The organism is Intrasporangium oryzae NRRL B-24470 (genome assembly GCF_000576595.1).
GTDB lineage: Bacteria > Actinomycetota > Actinomycetes > Actinomycetales > Dermatophilaceae > Intrasporangium_C > Intrasporangium_C oryzae.
In genome coordinates this window covers 56,034-80,946 of sequence record NZ_AWSA01000006.1, presented here as the reverse complement: position 1 = coordinate 80,946, position 24,913 = coordinate 56,034, and the positions used below count along the sequence as shown (strand labels likewise).

The following is a 24,913-nucleotide window of genomic DNA, read 5'->3' as shown; positions in this document are numbered from 1 at the left end:
CCCACGTGGGCGAGACGACGACGGCACGGCGACCCGAGCACGACCAGGTGACCGGGCCGGTCGCTGCCGTCGTCGTCGAGACGCCTCTCGCCCATCTCGACCGGGTCTTCGAGTACGACGTCCCCGACGAGCTCGCTGCCGACGCGGTGCCAGGTGCCCGCGTCCGGGTCCGGTTCGCCGGACGCGAGCTCGACGGGTTCGTCGTCGAGCGTCGCGAGCGCGCCGAGCACGACGGCCGCCTCCAGCCCTTGCGCCGGGTCGTCAGCCCGGAGCCGGTCCTCACCCCAGAGGTCCTCGGGCTCTGCAGGTCGGTCGCCGATCGGTATGCCGGCACGTTGAGTGACGTCCTGCGCCTGGCCGTCCCGCGGCGCCACGCCACCGCCGAGCGCAACCTCCCGCTCGAGCCCTCGCCCCGCGCGGAGGTCCCGGCTCCTGAACCTGGGCCGTGGGCGGCCTACCCGGCGGGTCCCGCGTGGCTGCGCCGGGTGGCGTCCGGAGAGGCGCCGGCCGCCGCCTGGACCGCGCTCCCGGGGCAGGTCCCCGGCGACGACTGGCCGGACGCCCTTGCCGTCGCGGCGGCGACCGCCCTGGCCGGCGGCCGCGGCTCGGTCATCGTCGTCCCCGACCACCGTGACGTCGCGCGGCTCGAGACGGCTCTGACGAGGCTGCTCGGGCCGGGGCAGCACGTCCGGCTGACCGCCGACCAGGGGCCGCAGGCGCGCTACACCGCCTGGCTCAAGGTGCTCCGCGGCCATGTCCGGATCGTCATCGGCACCCGCGCCGCGGCCTTCGCGCCGGTGCACGACCTCGGGCTCGTCGCGTGGTGGGACGACGGGGACGACCTGCTCGCCGAGCCCCGGGCTCCGTACCATCACACCGGCGTAGTGCTGGGGCTCCGGGCGGAGGCGACGGGGGCGGCGGTCCTCTCCGGGGGATTCGTCCGGAGCCTCGCCATTCAGGTGGAGGTCGAGGCGGGGCGCCTCGTCCCCGTGGAGGCTGACGCCGCGGTGGTCCGGGCGGCGGCCCCCCGGGTCAGCGTCGCGGGTGAGGGACTCGACGAGGAGCGCGACGGTGCCGCCTCCCGCGCCCACATCCCCTCCCGTGCGTGGCGTGTCGCCAAGGACGCGCTCCACGACGGCCCGGTGCTGCTGCAGGTGCCCCGCCGCGGGTACCAACCGGCGCTCAGCTGTGCCGAGTGCCGCACGCCCGTGCGCTGCTCCCGCTGCCAGGGCCCCGTCGCCGTGGGCGCCTCAGGCCGCGTCCCCGCGTGCCGCTGGTGCGCGACGACCCTCGGCCCGGACAGCTTCGAGTGCCGCCACTGCGGGGCGCGGCGCCTCCGTTCGTCGGTCACGGGTGCGCGGCGGACGGCGGAGGAGATCGGGCGCGCCTTCCCCGGCTACCCGGTGCACACGTCGGGCTCGGGGGAGGTGCTCGCCCAGGTCGGCTCGGAGCCCTCGCTCGTCGTCGCCACCCCCGGGGCCGAACCGGTGGCCGAGGGGGGCTATGCGGCCGTCCTGCTCCTCGATGCCTGGGCGAGCCTCGACCTGCCGGTGCTCGACGCGCCGCTCGAGTCCCTCCGTCGCTGGGCGGCCGCGGCCGCCCTCGCCCGGTCCGGGCGGGCCGTCGTCCTCTGCGGAGCGCCCGAGGCGGTGACCCTCCCGGCGATCGAGGCCCTCGTCCGGTGGGACCCCGCGTGGCTCGCGGCTCGCGAGCTGGCCGACCGGACCGAGCTCGGACTGCCTCCGGCCGTGCGGATGGCGCAGCTCACGGGCACACGCCGCGGGCTCCAGGACGCCCTGGCCCAGCTCGACCTCCCCGACGGCGCCCAGCTGCTCGGTCCCATGCCGCTCCCGGCGCCCCGCCGCACCGGGGACGGCCCTGCCGAGTCGCGTGTCGACCGGCACGCCCTCGTGCGCATCGCTCCGGACCGCACCGGCGAGCTGACCCGGGCCCTCATGGCCCTCAGGGCGTTCCGTTCCGCCCGCAAGGAGCCCGAGGTCGTCGGTGTCCGGGTCGACCCGCTCGACGCCTTCTGACGCCGGTCGCCGATCCCGACGACGTCTGCGGCACGCGAGCGGGACCGGGGTGGCAGAGTGTCGCCCATGGCCTCCCGCGACCTCGACATCGTCCTCTTCGGCGCCACCGGATTCGTCGGGGCCCTCACAGCGGCCCACCTCGCCGAGCAGGTAGGCGCGGGGGTTCGCATCGCGCTCGCGGGCCGCTCGCGGTCCAAGCTCGAGGCGCTGCGGACCGAGCTGGGCGCTCCGGCCCGGGCGTGGGAGCTCGTCGAGGTCGACGCCCGCGACGCCTCGGGCCTTCGGGCCCTCGCGCGCCGGACGACGGTTCTCGCCTCGACCGTCGGACCGTATGCCGTCCACGGGAAGGAGGTCGTCCGGGCCTGCGCCGAGCAGGGGACGCACTATGCCGACCTGACGGGCGAGCTCCTCTTCGTCCGCTGGTCGCTCGACGAGGTTGCCGAGCGGGCCCGGGAGACGGGGGCTCGCATCGTGCACGCGTGCGGGTTCGACTCCATCCCCTCCGACCTCGGCGTCCTCGTCACCGCCGAGCGGGCGGCCGCCGACGGGGCGGGAACCCTCGCCGACACCACGCTGGTCGTCCGGTCGATGAAGGGCGGCCTCTCGGGCGGCACCATCGACTCGGGTCGTCAGGAGGCCATCACCTCGCGCGCCGATGCCGCCGCCCGCCGGGCCATGAGCGACCCCTATGGCCTGAGCCCGCGCCGTTCGGAGGAGCCGTCGACCGGACGCGACCGGCCGTCCGGGCCGGTGGCGACCCTGCGCCGGCTCGTGCCGGTCGAGCGCGACCCCGCCTCGGGGCGCTGGAGCGGCCCCTTCGTCATGGCGTCGTTCAACACTCGCATCGTGCGCCTGTCCAACACCCTGACCGACTGGTCCTACGGTCGGACGCTGCGCTATCGCGAGGTCGTCGATTTCGGCTCGAGCCCGGTCTCGCCGCTGCTGGCCGGCGGTATGGCGATCGGTCTGGGGGCCGGTCGGGCCGGGCTGGCCTACACGCCGACGCGGACGATCCTCGACCGGTTCCTGCCCAAGCCGGGGGAGGGGCCGTCGGCGGCACAGCGAGCTGCGGGCCGCTTCCGCATGGAGATCCGGTCGACGACCACGACCGGCGCCCGATACCGCACCACTGTCGGGGCCGACTACGACCCCGGCTACGACGGGTCCGCCATCATGCTCGGTCAGTCGGCGCTCTGCCTCGCCTTCGACGGTGAGCGGCTGCCCGCCAGGGCCGGCGTGCTGACGCCCGCGACCGCCATGGGCGACGTCCTCGTCGAGCGGCTCCGGGCCCGGGCCTTCACGTTCGACGTGGAGCCCGTCGAGCGAGCCTGAGAGCCGACGACCCCCAAAGACATGCTTGACGGTTGGCCCGGCTCAACGGCATACTCCCAAACATGTCTTTGGAAGTGAGTCGCATCACCGAGCTCAGGGCCACGGCGCACCCGCTTCGCCTCCAGATGCTCTCGCTGCTCACCGGGGCCGAGCTGAGCGCCGCCGAGGTGGCGCGCGAGCTCGGCATCACCCAGGCCAACGCGTCCTACCACCTGCGCTTCCTGCTCGACGCAGGGCTGCTCGTGATCGCGGGGGAGGAGCAGGTGCGCGGGGGGCGGGCCAAGAAGTACCGGCACCCCTGGGACCGGCAGCGGCCCAACCAGGTGGCTCGCGCGAGCGACGCCGACAAGCGGGCCTACGTCCAGGTGCTCGCCGACGCGATCCCGCGTCGGTTCGCCGAGCGGCAGCAACCCGGGGGCCCGGCGCACTTCACCGACGCCGACCTCTGGGTCAGTCCGGAGACGTGGGAGCAGGTCCGAGACCTGGCCATGCAGGCGAGTCGCCTCATCCACGCCGGCGCACGGCCGCCGCGGACCCCGGGCACGATCCGCGCCAACCTCTCCATCGCCGCCTTCCCGATCGTCACCGAGCAGGAGGACCCGTCGTGAAGCTCAAGGACTCACTCGGTGCGCTCGGCGACCCGCGCTTCGCGTGGTACTTCACCGCCCGCACCGTCTCCACCGCGGGGTCGGTCATGGTGCCGGTCGCGCTCGCCTTCGCCGTGCTCGATGTGGACCAGTCGGCGGGCGCCCTCGCCCAGGTCCTCGGCGTGCGCACCCTGGTGATGGTCCTCTTCCTGCTCGTCGGCGGAGTCGTGGCCGACCGCTTCTCGCGGATCGTCGTGCTTCAGGTGTCCCACGTCCTCACCTGCCTCACGCAGGCGAGCGCCGCCTGGCTCATCATCTCGGGGCACGCGACCCTGACCCAGCTCACCGTCATCGAGGGGGTCAACGGGGCGGTCTCGGCCTTCACGATGCCGGCGATGATGGGGATCGTCCCGCTCGTCGTCGACCGAACCCGGCTCCAGCAGGCCAACGCGCTGCTCTCCTTCAGCCGGAGCGGCCTCGGGATCATCGGCCCGGCGGTCGCCGGCCTGCTCGTCGTCGGTGTCGGTCCGGGCTGGGCCCTCGCCGTGGACGCCCTGACCTACGTCGTCGCGATCCTGTGCCTGACGCGGGTGCGCCTGCCGAGCCGCGGGGAGGAGGCCCGGTCCGCTCGACCGTCGATGGTTCGCGAGCTGCGTGAGGGCTGGTCCGAGTTCACCGCGCGCGAGTGGCTCTGGGTCATCGTGCTCGTCTTCGGGGTGACCAACGCGATCCACGCAGGGGTCGTCGGCGTGCTGGGCCCGCTCATCGCCAGGCAGACGCCGGCGATCGGCGAGGCGGGCTGGGGCCTCATCCTCAGCGCAGAGGCGGTCGGCACCGTCCTCATGACCCTCGTGATGCTCCGCCTCCGGCTCGCCCATCCGCTCCGGGCGGGCATGATCGCCACGAGCGTGCTCGCCGTGCCGATGGTCCTGCTCGGCCTTGCGCCCGCGGTGTGGCCCCTGGCCCTCGGGTTCTTCCTCGCCGGGGCGGCGATCGAGGTGTTCGGGGTCGGGTGGAGCACGGCCCTGCACGAGCACGTCCCTGTCGCCGTGCTCTCGCGGGTGTCGAGCTATGACGCCCTCGGCTCGTTCGTCGCGATCCCGGTCGGCACCTTCCTCTACGGCTGGCTCGCCACGCTCGTCGACACGGAGGCGCTCCTCCTCGTGAGCGCGCTGCTCTTCGTCGCCGTCTCGCTCTCGGCGCTGCTCTCGGGGTCGGTCCGCCACCTGGGCCGCAGCGCCGAGGAGCCTGTCGACTCCCGTCCGGGGGACGTGCCGCCGGGCGAGGGCACGGCCCGTGTCGACGACGGTGGCCACGCAGGGGTCGACTCAGGCGTCGACGCAGGTGTCGACGCCCGGGCCTGACCCTTCGCGGGCCCGTCGCCCCCCGCCCACCGGCGGAGGCGACGGGCCCCACGGCACACCTAGGATGGTCCTGCCCGTCTCGCTGACCCCAAGGAAGCCCTTCGTGTCGATCAAGGACATCCGCCTCTTCGGTGATCCCGTGCTGCGCACCCCGGCCGCGGAGGTGGTCGACTTCGACAAGGAGCTGCGCCAGCTCGTCAAGGACCTCGAGGACACGATGCTCGACGCGCCGGGGGCCGGCCTCGCGGCGCCGCAGATCGGCGTGGGGCTGCGGGTCTTCACCTACTGGGTCGACGGTGTCCTCGGTCATCTCGTCAACCCCCTGCTCGACCTGTCCGACGACGAGCAGGACGGTCCCGAGGGCTGCCTCAGCATCCCCGGGGTGACGGTCGACACGAGACGCGCGCTCTCCGTCGTCGCGAAGGGCCAGAACATGTGGGGGGAGCCCGTCGTCCTCGAGGGGACCGAGCTGCTCGCACGGTGCGTCCAGCACGAGACCGACCACCTCGACGGCATCCTCTTCGTCGACCGGCTCGACCCGGATGCCCGCAAGGCGGCGATGCGCGCCATCCGCGAGGCCGAGTGGTTCGCCGACAACCCGCCGGAGGTCCGGATCAGCCCGCACTCGACCTTCGGCCTGGGGATGTGACGTGAGGGTCGTCTTCGCCGGAACCCCGGATGTCGCCGTACCGAGCCTCGATGCCGTCGCGGCCTCCCGGCACGAGCTCGTCGCTGTCATCACCCGACCCGACGCACCCTCCGGCCGGGGGCGGCGCCTCGAGGCGTCGCCGGTGCGGCTCCGCGCCGAGGAGCTCGGGGTCCCGGTGCTCACCCCGGCCTCGGCCAAGGACCCGGCCTTCCTCACGGCCCTGCGCGACCTCGCGCCCGACTCCTGCCCGGTCGTCGCCTACGGCAACCTCGTGCCGCCGCCCGCCCTCGAGATCCCCGTCCACGGCTGGGTCAACCTCCACTTCTCCCTCCTTCCGGCGTGGCGCGGCGCGGCTCCGGTCCAGCACGCCATCATGGCCGGCGACGAGGTGACCGGCGCCTCGACGTTCCTGCTCGAGCGCGGCCTCGACACCGGTCCGGTGTTCGGGTTCATGACCGAGACGATCCGCCCGCGCGACACGGCTGGTGACCTGCTGGGCCGGCTCGCAACGGCCGGCGCCGGACTGCTCGTCGCCACCCTCGACGGCATCGAGACGGGCGAGCTCGTCGCCAAGCCCCAGCCGGCTGACGGCGTCTCGCTCGCCCCGAAGATCGAGGTCAACGATGCCCGCATCTCGTGGACCAGGCCCGCGCTCGCCATCGACCGCCTCGTCCGCGGCTGCACCCCGGCCCCGGGCGCCTGGACCACCTTCCGCGGCGAGCGTCTCAAGGTCGGGCCGGTCGACCTCGCCGACCTGAGCGACCCGTCCACACCGGCCGCTCTCGCCCCGGGCGTCCTGGGGGTGACCAAGAAGGCGGTCTTCGTCGGGACGGCGACCGTCCCGGTGCGGCTCGGCACGGTCCAGGCCCACGGCAAGAAGCCGATGCCCGCCGCCGACTGGGCACGGGGCACGCGGATCGAGGCCGGAGAGGCGGTCGGCGATGAGTGAGACCGGAGCAGCCGGCCAGGGTGGACGCGGGGGCCACGGACAGGGAGGCGACGGTCGCGGTGGCCGGCGCGGCGAGCGGCAGCGGCCGGCGGCCCGCGAGCGCTCGGCGCAGCACCGGTCGAGCCAGCGTCCGTCGGAGCGGGCCCGGCGAACGGACCCGGCACGCCTGACGGCCTACACGGTCATGAGAGAGATCTCCCAGGGCGCCTACGCCAACCTCGCCCTGCCCAAGCTGCTTCGAGAGAAGCGGATCACCGGCCGTGACGCGGGCTTCGCGACCGAGCTCGTCTACGGCGCGACCCGGCTGTCCGGTCTCTACGACGCGATCGCCGCCCGGGCGGCGGACCGCCCGGTCAGCAGCATCGACCCGAGGGTCCTCGACACGATCCGCCTCGGCGCCCACCAGCTCCTCGGCATGCGCGTGCCGACCCACGCGGCCGTCGACGAGACCGTCGCCCTCGCCCGGCAGGTCAACGGCGCCGGTGCCTCGGGGTTCGTCAACGCCGTCATGCGCCGGATCAGTGAGCGCGAGCTCGCGGAGTGGGTCGAGATCGTCACGTCGGGGATCACCGACCCCGTCGAGGCACTGGCCCTGCGCACGTCCCACCCGGCGTGGGTCGCGAAGGCGCTCCGCGCCGCGCTCATCGGGCACGGGGCAGCGACGGCCGCCGACGTCGAGGGTGCCCTGACCGCTCTCCTCGAGGCCGACAACGCCCCGGCGAAGGTCTCGCTCGTCGCGCGGCCAGGGCTCTCGACCCTCGACGAGCTCGTCGCGGCCGGAGCCGTCCCCTCCTCCACGAGCCCGGTCGGCGCCGTCCTCCCCGAGGGTGATCCGGGAGCCATCCGTGCCGTCCGCGAGGGACGTGCGGCCGTGCAGGACGAGGGCTCCCAGCTGCTCGCCCTCGCGCTCGCCGCGGCGCCCCTCAGCAGCGACGCGTCGGCGGACGAGCGCTGGCTCGACCTCTGCGCCGGCCCAGGTGGCAAGGCCGGGCTCCTCGCGGCGCTCGCCATCGAACGACGCATTCCCTTCGTGGCCAACGAGATCAGCGAGCATCGTGCCGACCTCGTGCGCCAGACGCTGAGCGCAGCACGCGCTGCGGCAGCCGACGCCGGGTCGACGATCGAGGTGCGCCACGGCGACGGACGCCTGATCGGGGAAGCCGACCCGGCGGCATACAGCCGCGTCCTCATCGACGCCCCCTGCACGGGGCTCGGCGCCCTGCGCCGGCGGCCGGAAGCGCGGTGGCGGCGCACTGCGTCCGACGTCGCAGCGCTGGCCGGCCTCCAGCGTGAGCTCCTCGTCTCGGGGATCGACGCGGCGGCCCCGGGAGGCGTTGTCGGCTACGCGACGTGCAGCCCTCACCTCAACGAGACCCGTTTCGTCGTCCAGGACGTCCTCAAGAAGCGCGACGACGTCGAGGTCGTCGACGCGCGCGAGCTCTTCCGCGACGCGAGCGGTATGCCGCTGGGCGGGCTCGGCGACGGACCCTACGTCCAGCTGTGGCCACACGTGCACGGCACAGACGCGATGTTCTTCGCCCTGCTCCGCAAGCGCTGACGCGCCGTCCGCCCCGGGTCGGGCGGGGTCAGGCCCGGGTCAGGCATGGGTCAGGCGCGCCGGAGCCGCTCGTCGAAGAAGTCGAGGACGCGGTCGACGGCGACCTGCTGCCGGTGTGCCGTGAGGGTCGCGTGACCCTTGCCCTCGAGCTCGACGCGGATGAACCGGTCGCCGAGCTCGGAGGTCAGCGTGTCGAACCGGGTGCCGGTCGCGGGGTCGTCGCGGTAGCGCACCCCGAGTACCGCGCACCCGTGCGCGGCGCGGTCGCGCACGGTCTCGCGGTCGGCGGGGCTCAGCCCGAGGTCGGCGGCCCGGCGGCGACCGACGGCAGCCGGGAGCGACGGCTGGGCGACGACCGGCGCGGCGACCGAGTCGTCGACCATCATCGCGAGGGCGAACCCGCCGGTGAAGCACATGCCCAGCGCGCCGACCCCGGGTCCCCCCAGCTCGGCGTGGAGCGTCCGGGCGAGCGAGCGCAGCCAGTCAGCGACGGGCGCCGTGACTCCCGCCTTCAGCATGGTGAATTCGCGGTTGATGCAGAGCCCCCCGATCGTCCGGAGCACCTCGCCGGTCGTGGCCGGTGCCCCCGGGCGGCCGAAGAGGTGGGGCATCACCACCGTGAAGCCCCGGTCGACCACCTCGTCGGCGAACGCGATGACCTCGGGCGAGATCCCGGGGATCTCGTGGACGACGATGACGCCCGGGCCGACGCCCCGGCGGTACGTGTCGTGGGTCGTCGAACCTGCTGTGTGGCTGCCACGGGCCCAGTCCGTCAGGTCGCTCATGGGGTCATCGTGCCCCAGCAGAGGCCCGGGCGCTGCCCAACTACGCTGGGCGCGTGCAGATCTCTCCGAGCATCCTCTCCGCCGACTTCGCCAACCTCGAGGCCGAGCTGAAGCGGATCGCCAACGCCGACTGGGCTCACGTCGATGTCATGGACGCCCACTTCGTGCCCAACCTGACCCTGGGCCTGCCGGTCGTCGAGGCGCTGCTGCGCGTCAGCCCGATCCCGATCGACGCCCACCTCATGATCGAGGACCCCGACCGCTGGGCGCCGCTCTACGCCGAGGCGGGCTGCCAGTCCGTGACGTTCCACGTCGAGGCGGCCCGCGATCCGCGGGGGCTTGCTCGGACCCTTCGCGCCGCGGGTGCGCGGGCCGCGATGGCGATCAAGCCGGCGACCGACTTCGGGCCCTACGAGGACCTTCTCCCCGAGCTCGACATGGTGCTCGTCATGACCGTCGAGCCGGGTTTCGGTGGCCAGTCCTTCATGGCCGACCAGATGCCGAAGGTGAAGCAGGTGCGCGAGGCCGTCCGGCGGCACGGGGGCGAGATCTGGGTCCAGGTCGACGGCGGCGTGAGCGCGAGCACGATCGAGCAGTGCGCGGAGGCCGGTGCCGACGTCTTCGTCGCGGGGTCGGCCGTCTACGGGGCTGAGGACGCCGCCGCCGCGGTCGACGAGCTCCGCGCGCTGGTGACCTCGCACGCGCACTGATCGGCGTTGCGCCGGGCTGGTGGCATACTGGCTCTACGTGCTCCGGGGTCGGTGTAATTCCGAACCGGCGGTTACAGTCCGCGACCCGACCGCATCCAGCGGCCGGTTGACCTGGTGAAACTCCAGGACCGACGGTGAAAGTCCGGATGGGAGGCAGCACGAAGCAGGCCAGCGCGGCCGGTGCTCGGCGTCCTCGGACGTCGTCGAACCCGACGGCGCGACCTGTGGGATCCCCGGAGTTCGTCCCTGTAAGACACGAACTCAAGGACGAACATCATCATGGTGAATCTCATCACCGCGGCCGAGTCGAAGAACGTCTTCCAACAGGTCATCGACGCCGCCATCCCCATCGGCCAGTACCAGCTCCACTGGCTCGAGCTCATCGGCGTCCTCATCGGCATCGCGTCGGCCTGGCTCGGCATGCGCCGGCTCGTCTGGGCGTGGCCGGTCGGCATCGTCGCCAACGTCATGCTCTTCTTCGTCTACATCGGTGCGACGTTCGGCGCCGACCAGCGGGTGCCGCTCTTCGGCCAGGCGAGCCGCCAGGTCTTCTTCATCGTGACGAGCATCTACGGCTGGTGGCGCTGGAGCCAGGTGCGCCGGCTCAACCACGCCGGCGACGCCTCGGCGCCCGCGATCACCCCACGCTGGGCGACAGCGCGCGAACGTACCGCCGTCATCGCCTTCTGGCTCCTCGGGACCGTGCTCGTCCACCAGGCCTTCACGTGGCTCTGGAGCCTGTCCCCGAACCCGTTCTGGACCCCGCAGTGGTGGTTCTTCTGGTGCGACGCCTGGATCTTCGTCGGCTCGATCGTCGCGACGTACGCCATGGCCCGCGGCTGGAACGAGTTCTGGCTCGCGTGGATCGGTGTCGACCTCGTCGGTGTGCCGCTCGGGTTCGCCACCGGCTATGTCCCGACCGCGGTCATGTACATCTTCTACGGCCTCTTCGTGATCTACGGCTTCACCCAGTGGGTCAAGGCGTCGCGCTCCGAGAAGCCCGACGTCGAGCCCAACCTCGCCGGAGCGGTGGCGGGCTGAGCCGTGGACGACAGGGCGACGACCTGGATGCGGCGGGCGCTCGAGCTCGCCGCCTCCGGGCCGTGGCCGGACCCCAACCCGCGGGTCGGGTGCGTCCTCGTCGGCCCCGACGGCTCGCTCGTCGCCGAGGGCTGGCACCGGGGCGCGGGGACGCCGCACGCAGAGGCGGCAGCGCTCGCGGCCGCGGGTGACCGCGCGCGGGGGACGACGGCATACGTCTCGCTCGAGCCCTGCTCCCACACGGGACGGACGGGTCCGTGCGCGCAGGCGCTCGTCGACGCGGGGGTGGTCGAGGTCGTCTTCGCGCAGCCCGACCCCAACCAGTCCGCCGCCGGCGGGGCCGAGGTGCTCCGCGCCGCGGGTGTCCACGTGACAGGCGGGCTCCTCGCCGACGACGCCGAGGCCCTCAACGCGCGGTGGACCCGCACGATCGCGCTCGGGCGGCCCCTCGTGACGTGGAAGTTCGCCGCGACCCTCGACGGGCGGAGCGCCGCTGCCGACGGCACGAGCCAGTGGATCACGGGTGAGGCGGCCCGCGCGGACGTCCACGCGCTCCGGGCGACCCGCGACGCGGTCCTCGTCGGCACCGGCACCCTGCTCGCCGACGACCCGAGGCTCACCGTCCGCCAGCCGCAGGGCGGACCGGCCCCCGACCAGCCGCTTCGGGTCGTGATGGGGCTGCGCGAGGTGCCGGTCGACGCGCGGGTCCACGAAGGCCCCGGGGAGGTCCTGCACCTGACGACCCGCGACCCGCGAGTCGCACTGGTCTGCCTGTGGGAGAGGGGAGTCCGCGACCTCTGGCTCGAGGGTGGCCCGACGCTCGCCGCGGCCTTCCTCGAGGCTGGACTCGTCGACGAGGTGGTCGCCTACGTCGCACCGGCGCTCCTCGGCGCCGGGCGCACCGCGGTGGCCGACCTCGGCATCTCGACCATCACTGACATCAGACGGCTCGTCCTGCAGGACGTGACCGTCATCGGGACCGATGTGCGGATCCGCGCCGTCCCGTCCGACGACAGCACGACACGGGGCGGCTCACGCCGGGCCGCACCCGGCACGAACGACTGAGGAGAAGGAACATGTTCACGGGCATCGTCGAGGAGCTCGGCACCGTCGCAGGCATCGACCACGGCGACGACTCCGCCGTGCTGCGCATCACCGGCCCGGTCGTGGTCTCGGACGCCGTGCACGGCGCCTCGATCGCGGTCAACGGCGTGTGCCTGACCGTCACCGACCATGACGCCGAGGGCTTCTCCGTCGACGTCATGGCCGAGACCCTGAGGCGCAGCTCGCTCGGCACGCTCCAGCCGGGCGACCGGGTCAACCTCGAGCGGGCCATGCCGGCCGACGGGCGCTTCGGCGGCCACATCGTCCAGGGCCACGTCGACGGCACGGCGACGGTGACGCGCCGGACGCCGGGAGACCGTTGGGAGACCGTCGAGCTCACGCTTCCCGCGTCGCTCGCCCCGTACGTCGTGGAGAAGGGGTCGATCACCGTCGACGGTGTCTCGCTCACCGTGGCCTCGGTGGGCGAGACCATGTTCACCGTCTCGCTCATCCCGACGACGCTCGACCTGACCACGCTCGGCCGCCGGCGCGTCGGAGACACGGTCAACCTCGAGGTCGACGTCCTCGCCAAGTACGTCGAGCGTCTCCTCGCGCGCGGCGCGGCCACCGCCACCGACCCCCGCGCGGAGGCGAAGGGGGTGGCGTCATGAGCGGGCTCGCGACGATCGAGGAAGCCCTCGAGGCGCTCCAGGCCGGGAGGCCCGTCCTCGTCCTCGACTCCGAGGACCGCGAGAACGAGGGCGACCTCGTCCTCGCAGCGCAGACCGCGACGGAGGACTGGATGGCCTGGACGATCCGCCACTCGTCCGGCTACCTCTGCGCGCCGATGCCGGGTGACGTCGCCGACCGCCTCGAGCTGCCGCTCATGGTCGCCGACAACCGGGACCCGCTGCGGACCGCCTACACGGTCTCGGTCGACGCCGCCACGGGCGTGACGACGGGCATCAGCGCGGCGGACCGGCTGCGGACCGTCCAGGTCCTGGCCGACCCGGCGTCGGGCCCCGGTGACCTCATCCGACCGGGCCACGTCCTGCCGCTCCGCGCCAAGCCCGGCGGTGTGCTGACCCGGCCCGGCCACACGGAGGCGGCCGTCGACCTGACCCGCCTCGCCGGGCTCTCGCCCGTCGGGGTCATCGGAGAGCTCGTCCACGACGACGGCCGGATGATGCGCTACGACGCCGTCGTCGCCCTGGGACGTGAGTACGGCCTGCCGGTCATCACGATCGAGCAGCTCATCGCGTGGCGCCAGCGACTCGACCGGGTCGAACGGCTCGCGACGACGCGCATCCCGACGGCTCACGGAACCTTCACCGCGCACGCCTACCGGGACACGCTCACCGGCGACGAGCACGTCGCCCTCGTCAGCGAGCGGGGGCTCGGCCGTGGAGCGGTGCTGACGCGCCTGCACAGCGAGTGCCTGACCGGTGACGCGTTCGGGTCGCTGCGCTGCGACTGCGGCCCGCAGCTGCAGGGCTCGATGCTCCGGGTCGGGCGCGAGGGCGGGGTCGTCGTCTACCTCGGGGGCCACGAGGGCCGTGGCGTGGGACTCGTCGACAAGCTGCGTGCCTATGCCGAGCAGGACCAGGGCGCCGACACCGTCGATGCCCAGACCGCACTGGGCCTGCCCGTCGACGCGCGGGAGTATGCCGCCGGGGCGGCGATCCTGCACGACCTCGGCGTGTCCCAGGTCGTCCTGCTCACGAACAACCCCGAGAAGGTCAAGGCGCTGCGCCACTTCGGCATCGACGTCGTCGCCGTTGAGCGGATCCACGGGCCGATGGTCGCCGAGAACGAGAGCTACCTCACCACCAAGCGGGAGCGACTGGGCCACGACATCCCGGTCTCCGGTGCCGCCCTTGGGCGCACCCGGGCCCTCTCCCGCCCCATCGCCCACCCCCACCCCACATCGCACAGCCAGGAGACGGCATGAAGGAAGGCGCCCCCGCCATCACCACCGACGGCCGCGGCCTGAGGGTCGCTGTCATCGCGGCCTCGTGGCACGAGCGGGTCATGGACGGCCTGCTCGACGGCGCGCGGCGCGGGCTCGCCGATGCCGGCGTCACCGACGTCGACGTGGTCCGGGTGCCCGGCACGTTCGAGCTCCCGGTCGCCTGCGCGGCGCTCGTGGAGCGGTACGACGCTCTCGTCGCGCTGGGCGTCGTCATCCGTGGCGGCACCCCGCACTTCGAGTACGTCTGCCAGGCCGCGACCTCGGGCATCACCGATGTGTCGGTCCGCGCCGCGACCCCGATCGGGTTCGGGGTGCTCACGTGCGACGACGAGGCCCAGGCGCTCGACCGGGCCGGGTTGCCCGGATCCGCTGAGGACAAGGGCCACGAGGCTGCCTCCGCCGCGGTCGCGACCGTCGTCGCGCTGCGGGCGGTCGCCACCCCGTGAACGCCGGCAAGGGCGACCCGGTGCGGCCCGTAGGCTTGGGGCCCGTGAAGAGTTTTGAGCAGCTGTATGCAGAGCTCGCCGACAAGGCCGAGTCCCGCCCCGAGGGGTCAGGCACCGTGGCGCAGCTCGACGCGGGCGTCCACGCCATCGGCAAGAAGATCGTCGAGGAGGCGGCCGAGGTGTGGATGGCCGCCGAGTACCAGTCGACGACGGAGACGGCCGAGGAGATCAGCCAGCTGCTCTACCATCTGCAGGTCCTCATGCTCGCCAAGGGCATCACGCTCGACGACGTCTACGCCCACCTCTGAGGACCGAGGAACTCCCATGCTCCGAATTGCCGTACCCAACAAGGGCTCCCTGTCCGATGCCACCGTCGACATGCTCCGCGAGGCGGGCTACCGCACGCGCCGCGAGGCCAAGGAGCTTGTCGTCACCGACGCCGACAACGACGTCGAGTTCTTCTACCTGCGCCCGCGCGACATCGCCGTCTACGTCGGGTCCGGGACGGTCGACGCCGGTGTGACCGGTCGCGACCTCCTCCTCGACTCGGGCTCGAACGCCGTCGAGGTCATGTCGCTCGGCTTCGGCCGGTCGACCTTCCGGTATGCCGGGCGGCCGGGTCACGTGGCCACGGTCGAGGACATCGCCGGCAAGCGGGTGGCCACCTCGTATGCCGGTCTCGTCCGCGCCGACCTCGAGCGCCGGGGGGTCTCGGCCGCGGTGGTCCGCCTCGACGGGGCGGTCGAGACGGCGATCACCCTCGGGGTGGCCGACTGCATCGCTGATGTCGTCGAGACGGGGACGACCCTGCGCAACCAGGGGCTCGAGGTGTTCGGCGAGCCGATCCTGCGCTCCGAGGCGGTCCTCATCCGCGGCGACCGCCCAGGGGAGGCCGTGGCCGTCGAGGTCCTCCAGCGCCGGCTCGCCGGCGTCATCACCGCTCGCACCTACGTCATGCTCGACTACGACTGCCCGCGCGAGCTCGTCGAGAAGGCGTGCGAGCTGACCCCAGGGCTCGAGTCGCCGACCGTCTCGCCGCTGCAGGACGAGGCGTGGGTGGCGGTCCGCGCCATGGTGCCCCGCGTCGGGCGCAACCGCCTCATGGACGAGCTCTACGACCTCGGCGCCCGCGCGATCCTCGTGACCGACATCGCGGCCTGCCGGCTCTGACCCATGACCGAGCCGAGCCCGACGCCGGACGCCTTCGCCCCCTTCCGCCCGCGGCGGGGGAGGGTGGTGGCGCTCGGCGTCGTCGTCGCCTCCCTCGTCGTCTTCGGCGGCATCGCCGTCATCATCCCGACCCAGGTCGACGGCCGATGGGGTCTCGGTGACCGTCTCATGTTCTTCGGGCTCGGGGTGGTGATCGCCCTCCTCGCCTGGCGCTACGCGACGATCATGGCGGTGCCGAGCCGCGCCGGGCTCGTCGTGCGCAACCTCGTCCTGACCCGGGTGCTCGAGTGGCCCGAGGTCGTCGGCGTCCAGTTCGGCGGCGGCGCCCCCTGGGTCACCCTCGACCTCGCGGACGGCGACACCGTGGCGGTCATGGCGATCCAGAAGGCCGACGGCGAGACGGCCGACCACGAGGCCTCCCGGCTCGCGGCGCTCGTGCAGGTGTTCGGCGAGGTCCCCGACGGCGGCGGCCGGGGCAACGGCCGTCGCGGCGACTCCGGCAGTGAGGACGCTCCGTGACCACGGCCCCCACGCCGGCGCAGATGCGCCACGCCCTCGGCCACTTCGCGACTGGGGTCACCATCGTGACGGGATACGGGTCGGCCGGCGAGCCGGTGGGTTTCGCCTGCCAGTCCTTCGCGTCGGTGTCCCTCGACCCGCCGCTCGTCCTCTTCTGCGCCGATCACCGGGGGCGTTCGTGGCCGCGGATGCGTGACCAGGGCCGCTTCACGGTCAACATGCTCGGGCATGCGCAGCGTGACCTCATCGACCGGTTCGGGTCGTCGTCAGGTGCCCGGTTCCAGGGACTCGACTGGGAGCCGTCGGCGCGGGGTGGCCCCAACCTGCCGGGGGTGCTCATGCGGGTCCACTGCGCGGTCGAGCAGGTGCACGTGGCCGGCGACCACGACGTCGTGATCGGCCGGGTGAACGAGCTCGAGGACGGCGAGCCGGGCCGTCCGATGCTCTTCTACCGGGGGCGTTTCAGCGTGACGGAGCGTCGCACCAGCAGTGCGCGCGACGAGGGACCCGAGCCGCCCGACGACTACTGGGGCTGAGATCGGCGCGCTCTCGCGCGTCCCCGGTGCGATCGTGGTCCCATGGAGAAGTCATCGCTCACCGCCCTCGCCCGTGAACAGCTCAAGCTCGCGAAGCAGGCCCCGAGCGGCCGCAGCGCGGACACGATCTTCGGTGGGCACGAGCGTGTGCTCCGCCAGACGGTGATCGCCCTGGCCGCCGGGCACACGCTCGACGAGCACGAGAGCCCGGGCGAGTCGACGGTCCACGTCCTCGTCGGACGGGTCCGTCTCGTCGCCGGCGACGACGCCTGGGAGGGGTCGCCGGGCGACCTGCTCGTCGTCCCCACGGTTCGGCACGCGCTCGAGGCGATCGAGGACTCGGCGGTGCTCCTGACCGTCGCCAAGCTCGGCTGAGCCTCGACGCGATCGCGCTGAGCCGGCGGCGTGCCGGCTGCTCGTCAGGTCCGGTGGGGTCAGTCGACGCGGTCGAGGTCGGGCCGCAGCCGGAGGACGACGAGCGCCTGCACGGCGCCGATGACGGCGAGGATGAGCCAGACCGGGGAGAGGCCGCCGGTGACGTCGCGGACGAGACCCATCGCGAGGGGCCCGACCGACGCGATGCTGTAGGAGACGAGAAAGGCCATCCCCGTGAGGCGCCCGCTCGCCTCCGGGGTCCGTGCATACCGGACAAGAAGCACGAGGGCGAGGGAGAAGGCTGCACCCTGGCCGAGCCCGGTGACGAGGGCCCAGAGCCAGGGCGAGGCGAGCGGCGCGAGATGGATGCCGAGGGTGCCGACGATGCCGAGCAGGGCCGCCGGCAGGAGCAGCCGGCGCATGTCGGCGACCCGGTCGCTGAGAACGGGACCCATGAGCCCGGAGACGATCTGCGAGCCGCTGAAGACCGCGGCGAGGTACCCGGCCGACGTCCGGGTCCAGCCGAGCTCGACATACGTCGGCGCGAGCCAGGTGACGGCCGAGTAGAACGACCACGACTGGAGGGCGAGATAGCCCGCGACGAGCCACGCGGTGGGGTGTCCCCACGGCAGGCGGCCGGGCCCCTCCTCGCCGCGCGTGTGGTGCGGGTTGGCCCGGTGCGTGAAGGGAGCCCAGGCGAGGACCCCGACGAGCGCGAGGACCGACCACGACCCCAACGAGGCCTGCCACGAGCCGAGTCGGTCGGCCAGCGGCACCGACACGGCCGAGCTGAGCGCCGCCCCGAACATCATCGCGAACATGTAGAGACCCGTGACGAGGCCCGCCCGTGCCGGCGGGAAGAAGGTCTTGACGAGGCGGGGGAGGAGGGTGCCGGCGAGGGCGATGCCGACGCCCGCGAGGAAGGTGCCGGCATAGAGCACGACCACGTTGCCCCCGGCGAACCGGCTCGCTGTCCCGGCGAGGATCGCCGCGGCCGCGGCGAGCACGGCGGCGACCGCCCCCAACCGGTGCGCGATCCGGCTCGCGACCGGCGCGAAGAGGCCCATGCAGAGGACCGGCAGCGTCGTCAGCGCGCCGGCCGCCGCGTGGCTGAGGCCGAGGTCGGCCGAGATGGTGTCGAGGAGGGGCGGCACGCTCGTGATGGCGACGCGGAGGTTCGCCGCGACCGCCACGAGGGCGAGGGCCATGAGCCAGACCGGAGGCAGGGGGCGCAGCGCGGGGCGGGCGTCACGAGATGGTCTGCCGTCCGAGGTGTCGAGCGCGTCCCGGGGGCCGGCGTCTGCGGGATCCATTCCTCAGAGGGTAGATGTGTCGAGGACGAGGTCTGCACGCGCCTTCGTCCGGTCGTCCTCGAAGAGGGCCTCCTCCTGCGCGGCCCAGAGCTCCCACATGGGCTCGTAGGTCTCGCCGTCGCGGTCGATGCCGCGACGGAACCGGAGCGGTCGGTCGGCCTCCATCCAGACGCGCACGGCGGCATACGGACCGGCCGGACCGACGCTCGAACCGCACCCTTCGACGACGAGGTAGCGCGACGGTCGCACGGTCCGCGTGCCCGCCCAGTCGCCCCGAACCCAGCTCCAGACGGGGTATGCCGCAGGGTCGCCGTGGGCGATCGGCTCGAGGACCGTCGTGGCGAGCAGGCCGGGTGCCGCCGAGAGACCTTCCCAGCCCGGGTAGAGGTGGTCCATGTGGACGACCTCCACGGTGCCGAGCGCGGCGAGGGCCTGCGCCACCCCCGCGGCGAGCGTCGTCTTGCCGGCGCCGCTGCGACCGTCTATCGCGACGACGACGGTGTCACCGCAACCGGGCTCGGCCCGGCGGGCCAGCTCGACGACGGCGGCCACGTGCCGTGGGTCGGCGGGGCTCGCGATCTGGTCCCACATGAGCGCGACCCTACTCGCGGCATACATTGACCCCATGACCGTTGCCACGAGAGTGATCGCCTGCCTCGACGTCGACAACGGACGGGTCGTCAAGGGCGTCAACTTCGAGAACCTCCGCGATGCCGGTGACCCGGTCGAGCTCGCCACGCTCTACGACGAGCAGGGCGTCGACGAGCTGACCTTCCTCGACGTCACGGCGAGCAGCGGCGACCGGGAGACGACCTATGACGTCGTGCGCCGCACCGCCGAGCAGGTCTTCATCCCGCTCACCGTCGGCGGGGGAGTGCGCTCCGTCGACGACGTCGACCGGCTCCTGCGCGCGGGTGCCGACAAGGTCGGCGTCAACACCGCGGCCATCGCGCGGCCCGAGCTGATCTCGGAGATCGCGGGGCGGTTCGGTGCGCAGGTCCTCGTCCTGTCCGCCGACGTCCGCCGACGCCTGGGCGACGACGGCCGACCGACCGGCGACTTCGTCATGACGACCCACGGCGGCCGCACCCCGGTCGACCTCGACGCGATCGAGTGGTGCGCCCGGGCCGCCGAGCTCGGGGCCGGCGAGATCCTGCTCAACTCGATGGACGCCGACGGCACCAAGGACGGCTACGACCTCGAGCTCATCCGCCGGGTGCGGGCCGCCGTGTCCGTCCCCATCATCGCGAGCGGCGGGGCGGGCAGGGTCGAGCACTTCGCGCCCGCCGTCGAGGCCGGGGCCGACGCCGTCCTGGCCGCGAGCGTGTTCCACTTCCGCGAGCTGACTGTCGGCGAGGTCAAGGAGGCCCTGCGCGCCGCCGGCGTCACGGTCCGCTGAGGGCGCGGCCGGGTCCTTCGCGCTGCGTTGGCCGGTCGGTCAGCCGATCCCGAGCTTCGAGCCGCGGAGCGCGGCGACGTCGTCAGGCTCGCCTTCGAGCGACACCTTCGCCACGTCGGTCCTGCCGTAGCTGAAGAGGATGAGCTCGCCCGGTTCGCCGCGCACGATGACGGTGCCGTGGGCGTCGGGCAGCTTCGCGGCATACCGACCGAGCCCCGGGGCGATGAGGACGATCCCCGTGGGCGCCTTGCGGTACATGAGCCGGGCGCTGCGACGCATGGCCGTCCAGAGCGCCCGCTCGAGGTCGGCGGGAAGCCGGCGGGCTGTCCAGCCCGGCTGGGCGCGTCGGACGTCCTCGTGGTGGACGAAGAACTCGATGAGGTTGGCGAGCTCGTCGATGCGGGGGCGGGACATCGGGTTCCACGCGGGGGCACCGGCGCGCACGCGCGCGACGAGCCCCGGGAAGTCGGCGTCGGCGATCCGGTGCTGCTCGCGATCGCGCCGGTCGCTGAGGAAGGGGACGATCCGGCCGGCCTCGAGGTCGGGCCGGTGCTCGCGGATGTAGAGGTGGGCCGCGAGGTCGGCGGTGTCCCAGCCCTCGCAGAGCGTCGGCGCGTCGGGACCGATGCGGTCGAGCTCGTCGCAGAGCAGGAGTCGTTCGGACTTCGCGTGGCGTGTCATGACCGCATCCTCTCAGGAGGGCTGCGGATCGTCCGGGGTGGAGGGCCGCCCCGGGCACGCATAGGGTCGAACCATGATCGAGCTCGTCCGGCCGACCGTCGATCTCGCCGACTCGTGGTGGGCGATGGTGGACGCCTTCGGCGACGAGACGATCCACGGGTCGAGCTACCGACCCTCCGACCGCGAGGTCCTGCGCGACGCTGACGCCTTCGGGCTCTGGGTCGACTGGCTCGGGCACCTGGAGCGGCCCGGGGCGCACCTGCCCGAGGGTCGGGTGCCGAGCTCGAACCGCTGGATCGTCGAGGACGGGAAGGTCGTCGGCACCATCGCCGTGCGCCACGAGCTCAACGCGTTCCTCCGCGCGACGGGTGGTCACATCGGGTATGCCGTCGAGCCGGGTTCCCGACGCAGGGGTGTCGCCCGCGCGGCGCTCGGGCTGGCCCTGGCGCTCGCCGCCCGGCGGGGCATCGAGGCCGTCCTCGTCACGTGCGAGGAGGACAACGTCGCCTCGGCGCGGACGATCGAAGGGGCCGGTGGTGTCCTCGAGGACGTCAACGGCGGGTTCCGGCGCTACTGGGTCAGCACGTCCTCGAGCCCCGGTCGCCAGGGGCACGGGGGCGGCTCGGCCTTCGAGGCCTGAGCGACCGTCGGATGCGCCCGGTCGGATCGGTGTCGGTGGTCCGTGAGAGTCTTGATGGTCGTTCACAAGACCGTGCGCACCACGTCGACCCCCGGGAGCCAGACACGTGACCAGCCCTGCCACCTCAACGCTTCGAGAAGGCCTGTCCGTCATCGCCCGTGGCATCAAGGGCCAGCCGCGGTGGTTCTCGCTCGCCGTCCTCGGCAGCGTCATCTACGGCGTCATGACCGGCATGACGGCCTGGACCATCGGGTGGGTCGTCGAGCACGAGATCTCGCCGGCGATCGCGGCGGGCACCGTCACGCCCCAGCAGCTCTGGACCATCGGCGGCGTGATGGCCATCGTCGTCCTCGTGACCGTCATCGGCGTCATCGGGCGACGGCTGGCCGGCGGCGTTGCGATGTTCAACCTCGGCGCGATGTACCGCCAGAAGGTGACGCGCCAGTACCTCCGGCTGCCGCTGTCGTGGCACCACCGACACCCGTCGGGCCAGCTCCTCTCCAATGCGAACGCCGACGTCGAGGCGACGTGGAACGTCTTCGCGCCGCTGCCGATGGCGCTCGGCGTCGTCGTCATGCTCGCGTTCGGCATCGTGCAGATGATGTTCATCGACCCGTGGCTGGCCGTCGTCGGGCTCACGGTCTTCCCCATGCTCTTCCTCGCCAACGTCGCCTTCCAGCGCGCCATGTCGCCGAAGGTGACCCTGGCCCAGCAGCTGCGGGCGGACGTCTCGGAGGTGGCCCACGAGAGCTTCGAGGCCGCGCTCATCGTCAAGTCGCTCGGGCGCGAGGACCACGAGGCCGAGCGCTTCCGCGAGGTGACCCACGCGCTTCGCGACGCCAACATCGAGGTCGGCCGCACCCGCGGTCGCTTCGACCCGGCCATCGAGGCGATCCCGACCATCGGCACCCTCGCGGTCCTCTTCGTCGGCACCCTTCGAGTCAGCAGCGGCTACCTCACGGCCGGCCAGGTCGTCCAGGTCGCCTACCTCTTCTCCATCCTCGCCTTCCCGGTGCGCGCACTCGGGTGGGTGCTGGCCGAGCTGCCCCGCGCCGTCGTCGGCTGGAAGCGCGTGTCGGCGGTGCTCGAGGCCGAAGGCAGCATGACCTACGGCGACCGCTCGCTGCCGCACGGCCGCTCGAGCCGGTTGCAGGCCGAGCAGCTCGCCTACGCCTACGAGATCGAGAGCGAGTCGGGCGAGATCGACCACAACCCGGCCCTCGTCGACGTGACGCTCGACGTGGCCCCCGGCGCCACGGTCGCCGTCGTCGGGCCCACCGGCAGCGGCAAGTCCACGCTGGCCAACCTCATGATGCGCCTCGTCGACCCCGACACCGGTGCGGTGCTCGTCGACGGCATCGACCTGCGCGAGGTGCGCCGGGGCGGCGTCAGCGAGGTCGCCGCCCTCGTGGCCCAGCAGACGTTCATGTTCGACGACAGCGTGCGCGGCAACGTGACACTCGGTGCCCCGCACGACGACGAGGCCGTGTGGCGCGCCCTCAACGTCGCACAGGGCGCCGGCTTCGTCGACCGACTGCCCGAAGCCCTCGACACCCACGTCGGCGAGCGCGGCGCGAGCCTCTCCGGCGGCCAGCGCCAGCGCATCGCCCTCGCCCGGGCCATCATCCGCGAGCCGCAGCTGCTCATCCTCGACGACGCCACGTCGGCGGTCGACCCGAGCGTCGAGCAGGCCATCCTCTCCCGCCTGCGAGAGGCGAGCTCCGGCACGACGGTTGTCGTCGTCGCCTACCGGATGGCGACGATCCTGCTCGCCGACGAGGTGGTCTACCTCGAGGGCGGCCGCGTCCTCGACCACGGCACGCACGCCGAGCTGCTCGAACGGTGCGCCGGCTACGAACGGCTCGTGACGGCATACGCCCGCGAGGCGGCCGAGCGGGCAGCGCTCGCGAGCGAGGACGACGACATCGGCGCCGACTTCGACGACGACTACACCGAGGGAGAGACGCGGCGTGACCGGGTCGAGGAGGTGTCGCGATGAGCATGCGGTCCCAGGCCCTCGTCGAGCACCACGGGGTCGCGACGGGCAAGGAGATGTCGACCGGCGACACCCTCAAGCGTGGGCTGCAGCTGTCTCCCGAGCTGAGCAGGGGCATCTGGGTCACCGTGTGCCTCGCGGTGCTCTCGACCCTCGGACGGGTGCTCGTGCCCTTCGTCGTCCAGCGGATCACCGATGAGGGCATCCTCGCCGCAGGTGGCCCCGACGCGGGAGTGGTGGCGGTCTACATCGGGGTCGCGCTCGTCGGCGTCGCCGTCACCGCGGTCTCGGCCAACTTCGTCAACGTGCGACTCTTCCGCGCGTCCGAGAACGGCCTGTCGACCTTGCGGCTCAAGGCGTTCCGCCACATCCACGACCTCGCGATGCTGACTCAGAACACCGAGCGCCGCGGCTCGCTCGTCTCGCGCGTGACGTCCGACGTCGACACGATCTCGATGTTCGTCCAGTTCGGCGGCCTGATGCTGATGATCAACGTCGCGCAGATCACGCTCGCGACGGTGCTCATGGTCGTCTACAGCCCACCGCTCGCCCTCGTCGTGTGGCTGTGCTTCGTGCCGCTCTTCATCATCATCCGCAGGTTCCAGGGCATCGTCGGGCAGGCCTACACGAAGGTGCGCGAGCGGGTCGGCGACATGCTCGGCGCGATCTCCGAGGCGGTCGTCGGCGCCCAGGCGATCCGCGCCTACGGTGTCGAGGACCGCACGGCGGCGCGCATCGACGCCTCCGTCGAGGCGCACCGCAAGGCCGCCATCGGCGCCCAGGCGCGCTCCGTCGTCGCCTTCACGTCGGGGCAGCTCGTCTCGGGTCTCACGACCGCCGTGGTGCTCGTCGTCGGCACCGTGCTGGCGGTGAACGGCCGGCTCACGCTGGGCGAGCTGCTCGCCTTCCTCTTCCTCGTCAACCTCTTCACCATGCCGGTCCAGCAGGCCACCGAGATCCTCAACGAGATGCAGAACGCCGTCGCCGGCTGGCGCCGCGTCATCGGCATCATCGACACCCCGGCCGACGTCTCCGACCCAGCCGACGACGGTGTCGAGCTGCCGCGAGGTCCGATCACCGTGCAGTTCAGCGGCGTGGGCTTCTCCTACCCGGGCGGCGAGCAGGTGCTGCACGACATCGACCTCACGATCGCCCCGCGCAGCCGGGTCGCGATCGTCGGTGAGACCGGCTCGGGCAAGTCGACGCTCGCCAAGCTGCTGACGCGGCTCATGGACCCCACCTCGGGCCGTGTCCTCCTCGACGGCACCGACCTCGACACGATCCGCTTCTCGTCGCTGCGCCAGCGGGTCGTGCTCGTGCCGCAGGAGGGCTTCCTCTTCGAGGGCACGCTGCTCGACAACGTGCGCTTCGGTCGTCCCGAGGCGAGCACCGAGGATGTCGAGCGCACCCTGGCCGATCTGGGGCTCGCGCCGTGGGTCGCGACGATGCCGCTGGGGCTGATGACCGAGGTCGGGCAGCGCGGCGAGTCGCTCTCGGCGGGGGAGCGCCAGCTCGTCGCCCTCGCCCGGGCCTACCTCGCGGACCCCGACCTCCTCGTCCTCGACGAGGCGACCTCGGCCGTCGACCCGAGCACCGAGGTGCGGCTCCAGCGCGCGCTCGACTCGCTGACCCGCGGGCGCACCTCGATCGCCATCGCGCACCGCCTCTCGACGGCCCAGGCCGCCGACGAGGTGATCGTCGTCGACGCCGGGCGCATCGTCGAGCGTGGCCCCCACAGCGAGCTCGTCCGGCTCGGCGGGGTCTACTCGAAGCTTCACGACTCGTGGGTGGCGCAGCAGCAGGCCGTCTGA

The 24,913-nt window shown here is 72.9% G+C and carries 26 protein-coding genes and 1 riboswitch; of the genes, 22 read left to right on the top strand and 4 right to left on the bottom strand.

Features of this window, described 5'->3' with window-relative positions; all coding sequences use genetic code 11:
- Window positions 1-5 precede the first annotated feature (5 nt).
- From N865_RS04020 to N865_RS03990, 7 genes are all read left to right on the top strand, one after another.
- Complete coding sequence (locus tag N865_RS04020; protein ID WP_034801827.1) at window positions 6-2,036, top strand: primosomal protein N'; 2,031 nt, start codon at window positions 6-8, stop codon at window positions 2,034-2,036.
- A 66-nt stretch (window positions 2,037-2,102) separates the two neighbouring features.
- Window positions 2,103-3,368 carry a saccharopine dehydrogenase family protein gene (locus N865_RS04015; protein WP_034801825.1) on the top strand — a complete coding sequence of 422 codons (1,266 nt, stop codon included), beginning with the start codon at window positions 2,103-2,105 and terminating at the stop codon, window positions 3,366-3,368.
- A gap of 62 nt (window positions 3,369-3,430) precedes the next feature.
- Window positions 3,431-3,976 carry an ArsR/SmtB family transcription factor gene (locus N865_RS04010; protein WP_051510084.1) on the top strand — a complete coding sequence of 182 codons (546 nt, stop codon included), beginning with the start codon at window positions 3,431-3,433 and terminating at the stop codon, window positions 3,974-3,976.
- Window positions 3,973-5,319: an MFS transporter gene (locus N865_RS04005; protein ID WP_084327922.1), complete on the top strand. Its 1,347-nt coding sequence runs from the start codon at window positions 3,973-3,975 to the stop codon at window positions 5,317-5,319. Before N865_RS04010 ends, N865_RS04005 begins: the two co-directional genes overlap by 4 nt.
- 103 nt (window positions 5,320-5,422) lie before the next feature.
- Window positions 5,423-5,968 (top strand): peptide deformylase, encoded by a 546-nt coding sequence (def, locus tag N865_RS04000; RefSeq protein ID WP_034801821.1) that lies wholly within the window; start codon window positions 5,423-5,425, stop codon window positions 5,966-5,968.
- Window position 5,969: 1 nt separating this feature from the next.
- Window positions 5,970-6,917, top strand: a complete 948-nt coding sequence (fmt, locus tag N865_RS03995) for a methionyl-tRNA formyltransferase (protein ID WP_034801819.1) — start codon at window positions 5,970-5,972, stop codon at window positions 6,915-6,917.
- On the top strand, window positions 6,910-8,475 hold the full coding sequence (locus N865_RS03990; RefSeq protein ID WP_034801817.1) for an RsmB/NOP family class I SAM-dependent RNA methyltransferase: 1,566 nt from the start codon (window positions 6,910-6,912) through the stop codon (window positions 8,473-8,475). Before fmt ends, N865_RS03990 begins: the two co-directional genes overlap by 8 nt.
- Before the next feature lie 50 nt (window positions 8,476-8,525).
- Here N865_RS03990 and N865_RS03985 read toward each other — a convergent pair whose 3' ends face one another.
- Window positions 8,526-9,260 carry a dienelactone hydrolase family protein gene (locus tag N865_RS03985; RefSeq protein ID WP_034801815.1) on the bottom strand — a complete coding sequence of 245 codons (735 nt, stop codon included), beginning with the start codon at window positions 9,258-9,260 and terminating at the stop codon, window positions 8,526-8,528.
- Between the two features lie 53 nt (window positions 9,261-9,313).
- Here N865_RS03985 and rpe point away from each other — a divergent pair, with 53 nt between their 5' ends.
- The 11 genes from rpe (at window position 9,314) to N865_RS03930 (ending at window position 17,073) form a co-directional block, all read left to right on the top strand.
- Window positions 9,314-9,970, top strand: a complete 657-nt coding sequence (rpe, locus tag N865_RS03980; RefSeq protein ID WP_034801813.1) for a ribulose-phosphate 3-epimerase — start codon at window positions 9,314-9,316, stop codon at window positions 9,968-9,970.
- A gap of 34 nt (window positions 9,971-10,004) precedes the next feature.
- Window positions 10,005-10,133, top strand: a riboswitch (FMN riboswitch).
- A gap of 116 nt (window positions 10,134-10,249) precedes the next feature.
- On the top strand, window positions 10,250-11,011 hold the full coding sequence (gene pnuC, locus N865_RS03975) for a nicotinamide riboside transporter PnuC (protein ID WP_034801811.1): 762 nt from the start codon (window positions 10,250-10,252) through the stop codon (window positions 11,009-11,011).
- A 27-nt stretch (window positions 11,012-11,038) separates the two neighbouring features.
- Window positions 11,039-12,076 (top strand): bifunctional diaminohydroxyphosphoribosylaminopyrimidine deaminase/5-amino-6-(5-phosphoribosylamino)uracil reductase RibD, encoded by a 1,038-nt coding sequence (ribD, locus tag N865_RS03970; RefSeq protein ID WP_051510105.1) that lies wholly within the window; start codon window positions 11,039-11,041, stop codon window positions 12,074-12,076.
- Between the two features lie 11 nt (window positions 12,077-12,087).
- Window positions 12,088-12,726: a riboflavin synthase gene (locus N865_RS03965; RefSeq protein ID WP_034801809.1), complete on the top strand. Its 639-nt coding sequence runs from the start codon at window positions 12,088-12,090 to the stop codon at window positions 12,724-12,726.
- Complete coding sequence (gene ribB / locus N865_RS03960) at window positions 12,723-14,006, top strand: 3,4-dihydroxy-2-butanone-4-phosphate synthase (RefSeq protein WP_084327921.1); 1,284 nt, start codon at window positions 12,723-12,725, stop codon at window positions 14,004-14,006. The genes N865_RS03965 and ribB overlap by 4 nt, the downstream gene beginning before the upstream one ends.
- Entirely contained in the window at window positions 14,003-14,473 is a 471-nt protein-coding gene (gene ribH / locus N865_RS03955; protein WP_034801806.1) for a 6,7-dimethyl-8-ribityllumazine synthase, read from the top strand. Before ribB ends, ribH begins: the two co-directional genes overlap by 4 nt.
- A gap of 44 nt (window positions 14,474-14,517) precedes the next feature.
- On the top strand, window positions 14,518-14,781 hold the full coding sequence (locus tag N865_RS03950; RefSeq protein ID WP_034801804.1) for a phosphoribosyl-ATP diphosphatase: 264 nt from the start codon (window positions 14,518-14,520) through the stop codon (window positions 14,779-14,781).
- Between the two features lie 16 nt (window positions 14,782-14,797).
- On the top strand, window positions 14,798-15,643 hold the full coding sequence (gene hisG, locus N865_RS03945; RefSeq protein WP_034801803.1) for an ATP phosphoribosyltransferase: 846 nt from the start codon (window positions 14,798-14,800) through the stop codon (window positions 15,641-15,643).
- Window positions 15,644-15,646: 3 nt separating this feature from the next.
- Window positions 15,647-16,162: a PH domain-containing protein gene (locus N865_RS03940; RefSeq protein ID WP_034801801.1), complete on the top strand. Its 516-nt coding sequence runs from the start codon at window positions 15,647-15,649 to the stop codon at window positions 16,160-16,162.
- A complete protein-coding gene (locus tag N865_RS03935; RefSeq protein ID WP_034801799.1) occupies window positions 16,159-16,698 on the top strand; it encodes a flavin reductase family protein in 540 nt (179 codons plus the stop codon). Before N865_RS03940 ends, N865_RS03935 begins: the two co-directional genes overlap by 4 nt.
- Before the next feature lie 42 nt (window positions 16,699-16,740).
- Entirely contained in the window at window positions 16,741-17,073 is a 333-nt protein-coding gene (locus N865_RS03930; RefSeq protein WP_034801797.1) for a cupin domain-containing protein, read from the top strand.
- Between the two features lie 59 nt (window positions 17,074-17,132).
- Here N865_RS03930 and N865_RS03925 read toward each other — a convergent pair whose 3' ends face one another.
- Together N865_RS03925 and N865_RS03920 are read right to left on the bottom strand one after the other, a co-directional pair.
- Complete coding sequence (locus N865_RS03925; protein WP_245603652.1) at window positions 17,133-18,386, bottom strand: MFS transporter; 1,254 nt, start codon at window positions 18,384-18,386, stop codon at window positions 17,133-17,135.
- Window positions 18,387-18,389: 3 nt separating this feature from the next.
- On the bottom strand, window positions 18,390-18,977 hold the full coding sequence (locus N865_RS03920) for a nucleoside/nucleotide kinase family protein (protein ID WP_034801793.1): 588 nt from the start codon (window positions 18,975-18,977) through the stop codon (window positions 18,390-18,392).
- Window positions 18,978-19,011: 34 nt separating this feature from the next.
- On the opposite strand from N865_RS03920, the gene hisF reads away from it, so the two are divergent.
- Window positions 19,012-19,785 carry an imidazole glycerol phosphate synthase subunit HisF gene (gene hisF, locus N865_RS03915; RefSeq protein WP_034801791.1) on the top strand — a complete coding sequence of 258 codons (774 nt, stop codon included), beginning with the start codon at window positions 19,012-19,014 and terminating at the stop codon, window positions 19,783-19,785.
- 39 nt (window positions 19,786-19,824) lie between these two features.
- Here the strand turns inward: hisF and N865_RS03910 are convergent, their stop codons facing one another.
- Window positions 19,825-20,466 (bottom strand): TIGR03085 family metal-binding protein, encoded by a 642-nt coding sequence (locus tag N865_RS03910; RefSeq protein WP_034801790.1) that lies wholly within the window; start codon window positions 20,464-20,466, stop codon window positions 19,825-19,827.
- A gap of 73 nt (window positions 20,467-20,539) precedes the next feature.
- Here N865_RS03910 and N865_RS03905 point away from each other — a divergent pair, with 73 nt between their 5' ends.
- The 3 genes from N865_RS03905 to N865_RS03895 all read left to right on the top strand — a co-directional run bounded on the left by N865_RS03905 (window position 20,540) and on the right by N865_RS03895 (window position 24,913).
- Complete coding sequence (locus tag N865_RS03905; protein WP_051510081.1) at window positions 20,540-21,106, top strand: GNAT family N-acetyltransferase; 567 nt, start codon at window positions 20,540-20,542, stop codon at window positions 21,104-21,106.
- A 106-nt stretch (window positions 21,107-21,212) separates the two neighbouring features.
- Window positions 21,213-23,105: an ABC transporter ATP-binding protein gene (locus tag N865_RS03900; RefSeq protein ID WP_034801789.1), complete on the top strand. Its 1,893-nt coding sequence runs from the start codon at window positions 21,213-21,215 to the stop codon at window positions 23,103-23,105.
- Entirely contained in the window at window positions 23,102-24,913 is a 1,812-nt protein-coding gene (locus N865_RS03895; RefSeq protein ID WP_034801788.1) for an ABC transporter ATP-binding protein, read from the top strand. The genes N865_RS03900 and N865_RS03895 overlap by 4 nt, the downstream gene beginning before the upstream one ends.

Coding starts and splice junctions, on each gene's coding strand:
- N865_RS04015 (WP_034801825.1), top strand. CDS start 2,103: ATGGCCTCCCGCGACCTCGACATCGTCCTCTTCGGCGCCACCGGATTC.
- N865_RS04010 (WP_051510084.1), top strand. CDS start 3,431: ATGTCTTTGGAAGTGAGTCGCATCACCGAGCTCAGGGCCACGGCGCAC.
- N865_RS03990 (WP_034801817.1), top strand. CDS start 6,910: ATGAGTGAGACCGGAGCAGCCGGCCAGGGTGGACGCGGGGGCCACGGA.
- N865_RS03985 (WP_034801815.1), bottom strand. CDS start 9,260: ATGAGCGACCTGACGGACTGGGCCCGTGGCAGCCACACAGCAGGTTCG.
- pnuC (WP_034801811.1), top strand. CDS start 10,250: ATGGTGAATCTCATCACCGCGGCCGAGTCGAAGAACGTCTTCCAACAG.
- ribD (WP_051510105.1), top strand. CDS start 11,039: ATGCGGCGGGCGCTCGAGCTCGCCGCCTCCGGGCCGTGGCCGGACCCC.
- N865_RS03965 (WP_034801809.1), top strand. CDS start 12,088: ATGTTCACGGGCATCGTCGAGGAGCTCGGCACCGTCGCAGGCATCGAC.
- ribB (WP_084327921.1), top strand. CDS start 12,723: ATGAGCGGGCTCGCGACGATCGAGGAAGCCCTCGAGGCGCTCCAGGCC.
- ribH (WP_034801806.1), top strand. CDS start 14,003: ATGAAGGAAGGCGCCCCCGCCATCACCACCGACGGCCGCGGCCTGAGG.
- hisG (WP_034801803.1), top strand. CDS start 14,798: ATGCTCCGAATTGCCGTACCCAACAAGGGCTCCCTGTCCGATGCCACC.
- N865_RS03940 (WP_034801801.1), top strand. CDS start 15,647: ATGACCGAGCCGAGCCCGACGCCGGACGCCTTCGCCCCCTTCCGCCCG.
- N865_RS03930 (WP_034801797.1), top strand. CDS start 16,741: ATGGAGAAGTCATCGCTCACCGCCCTCGCCCGTGAACAGCTCAAGCTC.
- N865_RS03925 (WP_245603652.1), bottom strand. CDS start 18,386: ATGGATCCCGCAGACGCCGGCCCCCGGGACGCGCTCGACACCTCGGAC.
- N865_RS03920 (WP_034801793.1), bottom strand. CDS start 18,977: ATGTGGGACCAGATCGCGAGCCCCGCCGACCCACGGCACGTGGCCGCC.
- hisF (WP_034801791.1), top strand. CDS start 19,012: ATGACCGTTGCCACGAGAGTGATCGCCTGCCTCGACGTCGACAACGGA.
- N865_RS03910 (WP_034801790.1), bottom strand. CDS start 20,466: ATGACACGCCACGCGAAGTCCGAACGACTCCTGCTCTGCGACGAGCTC.
- N865_RS03905 (WP_051510081.1), top strand. CDS start 20,540: ATGATCGAGCTCGTCCGGCCGACCGTCGATCTCGCCGACTCGTGGTGG.
- N865_RS03895 (WP_034801788.1), top strand. CDS start 23,102: ATGAGCATGCGGTCCCAGGCCCTCGTCGAGCACCACGGGGTCGCGACG.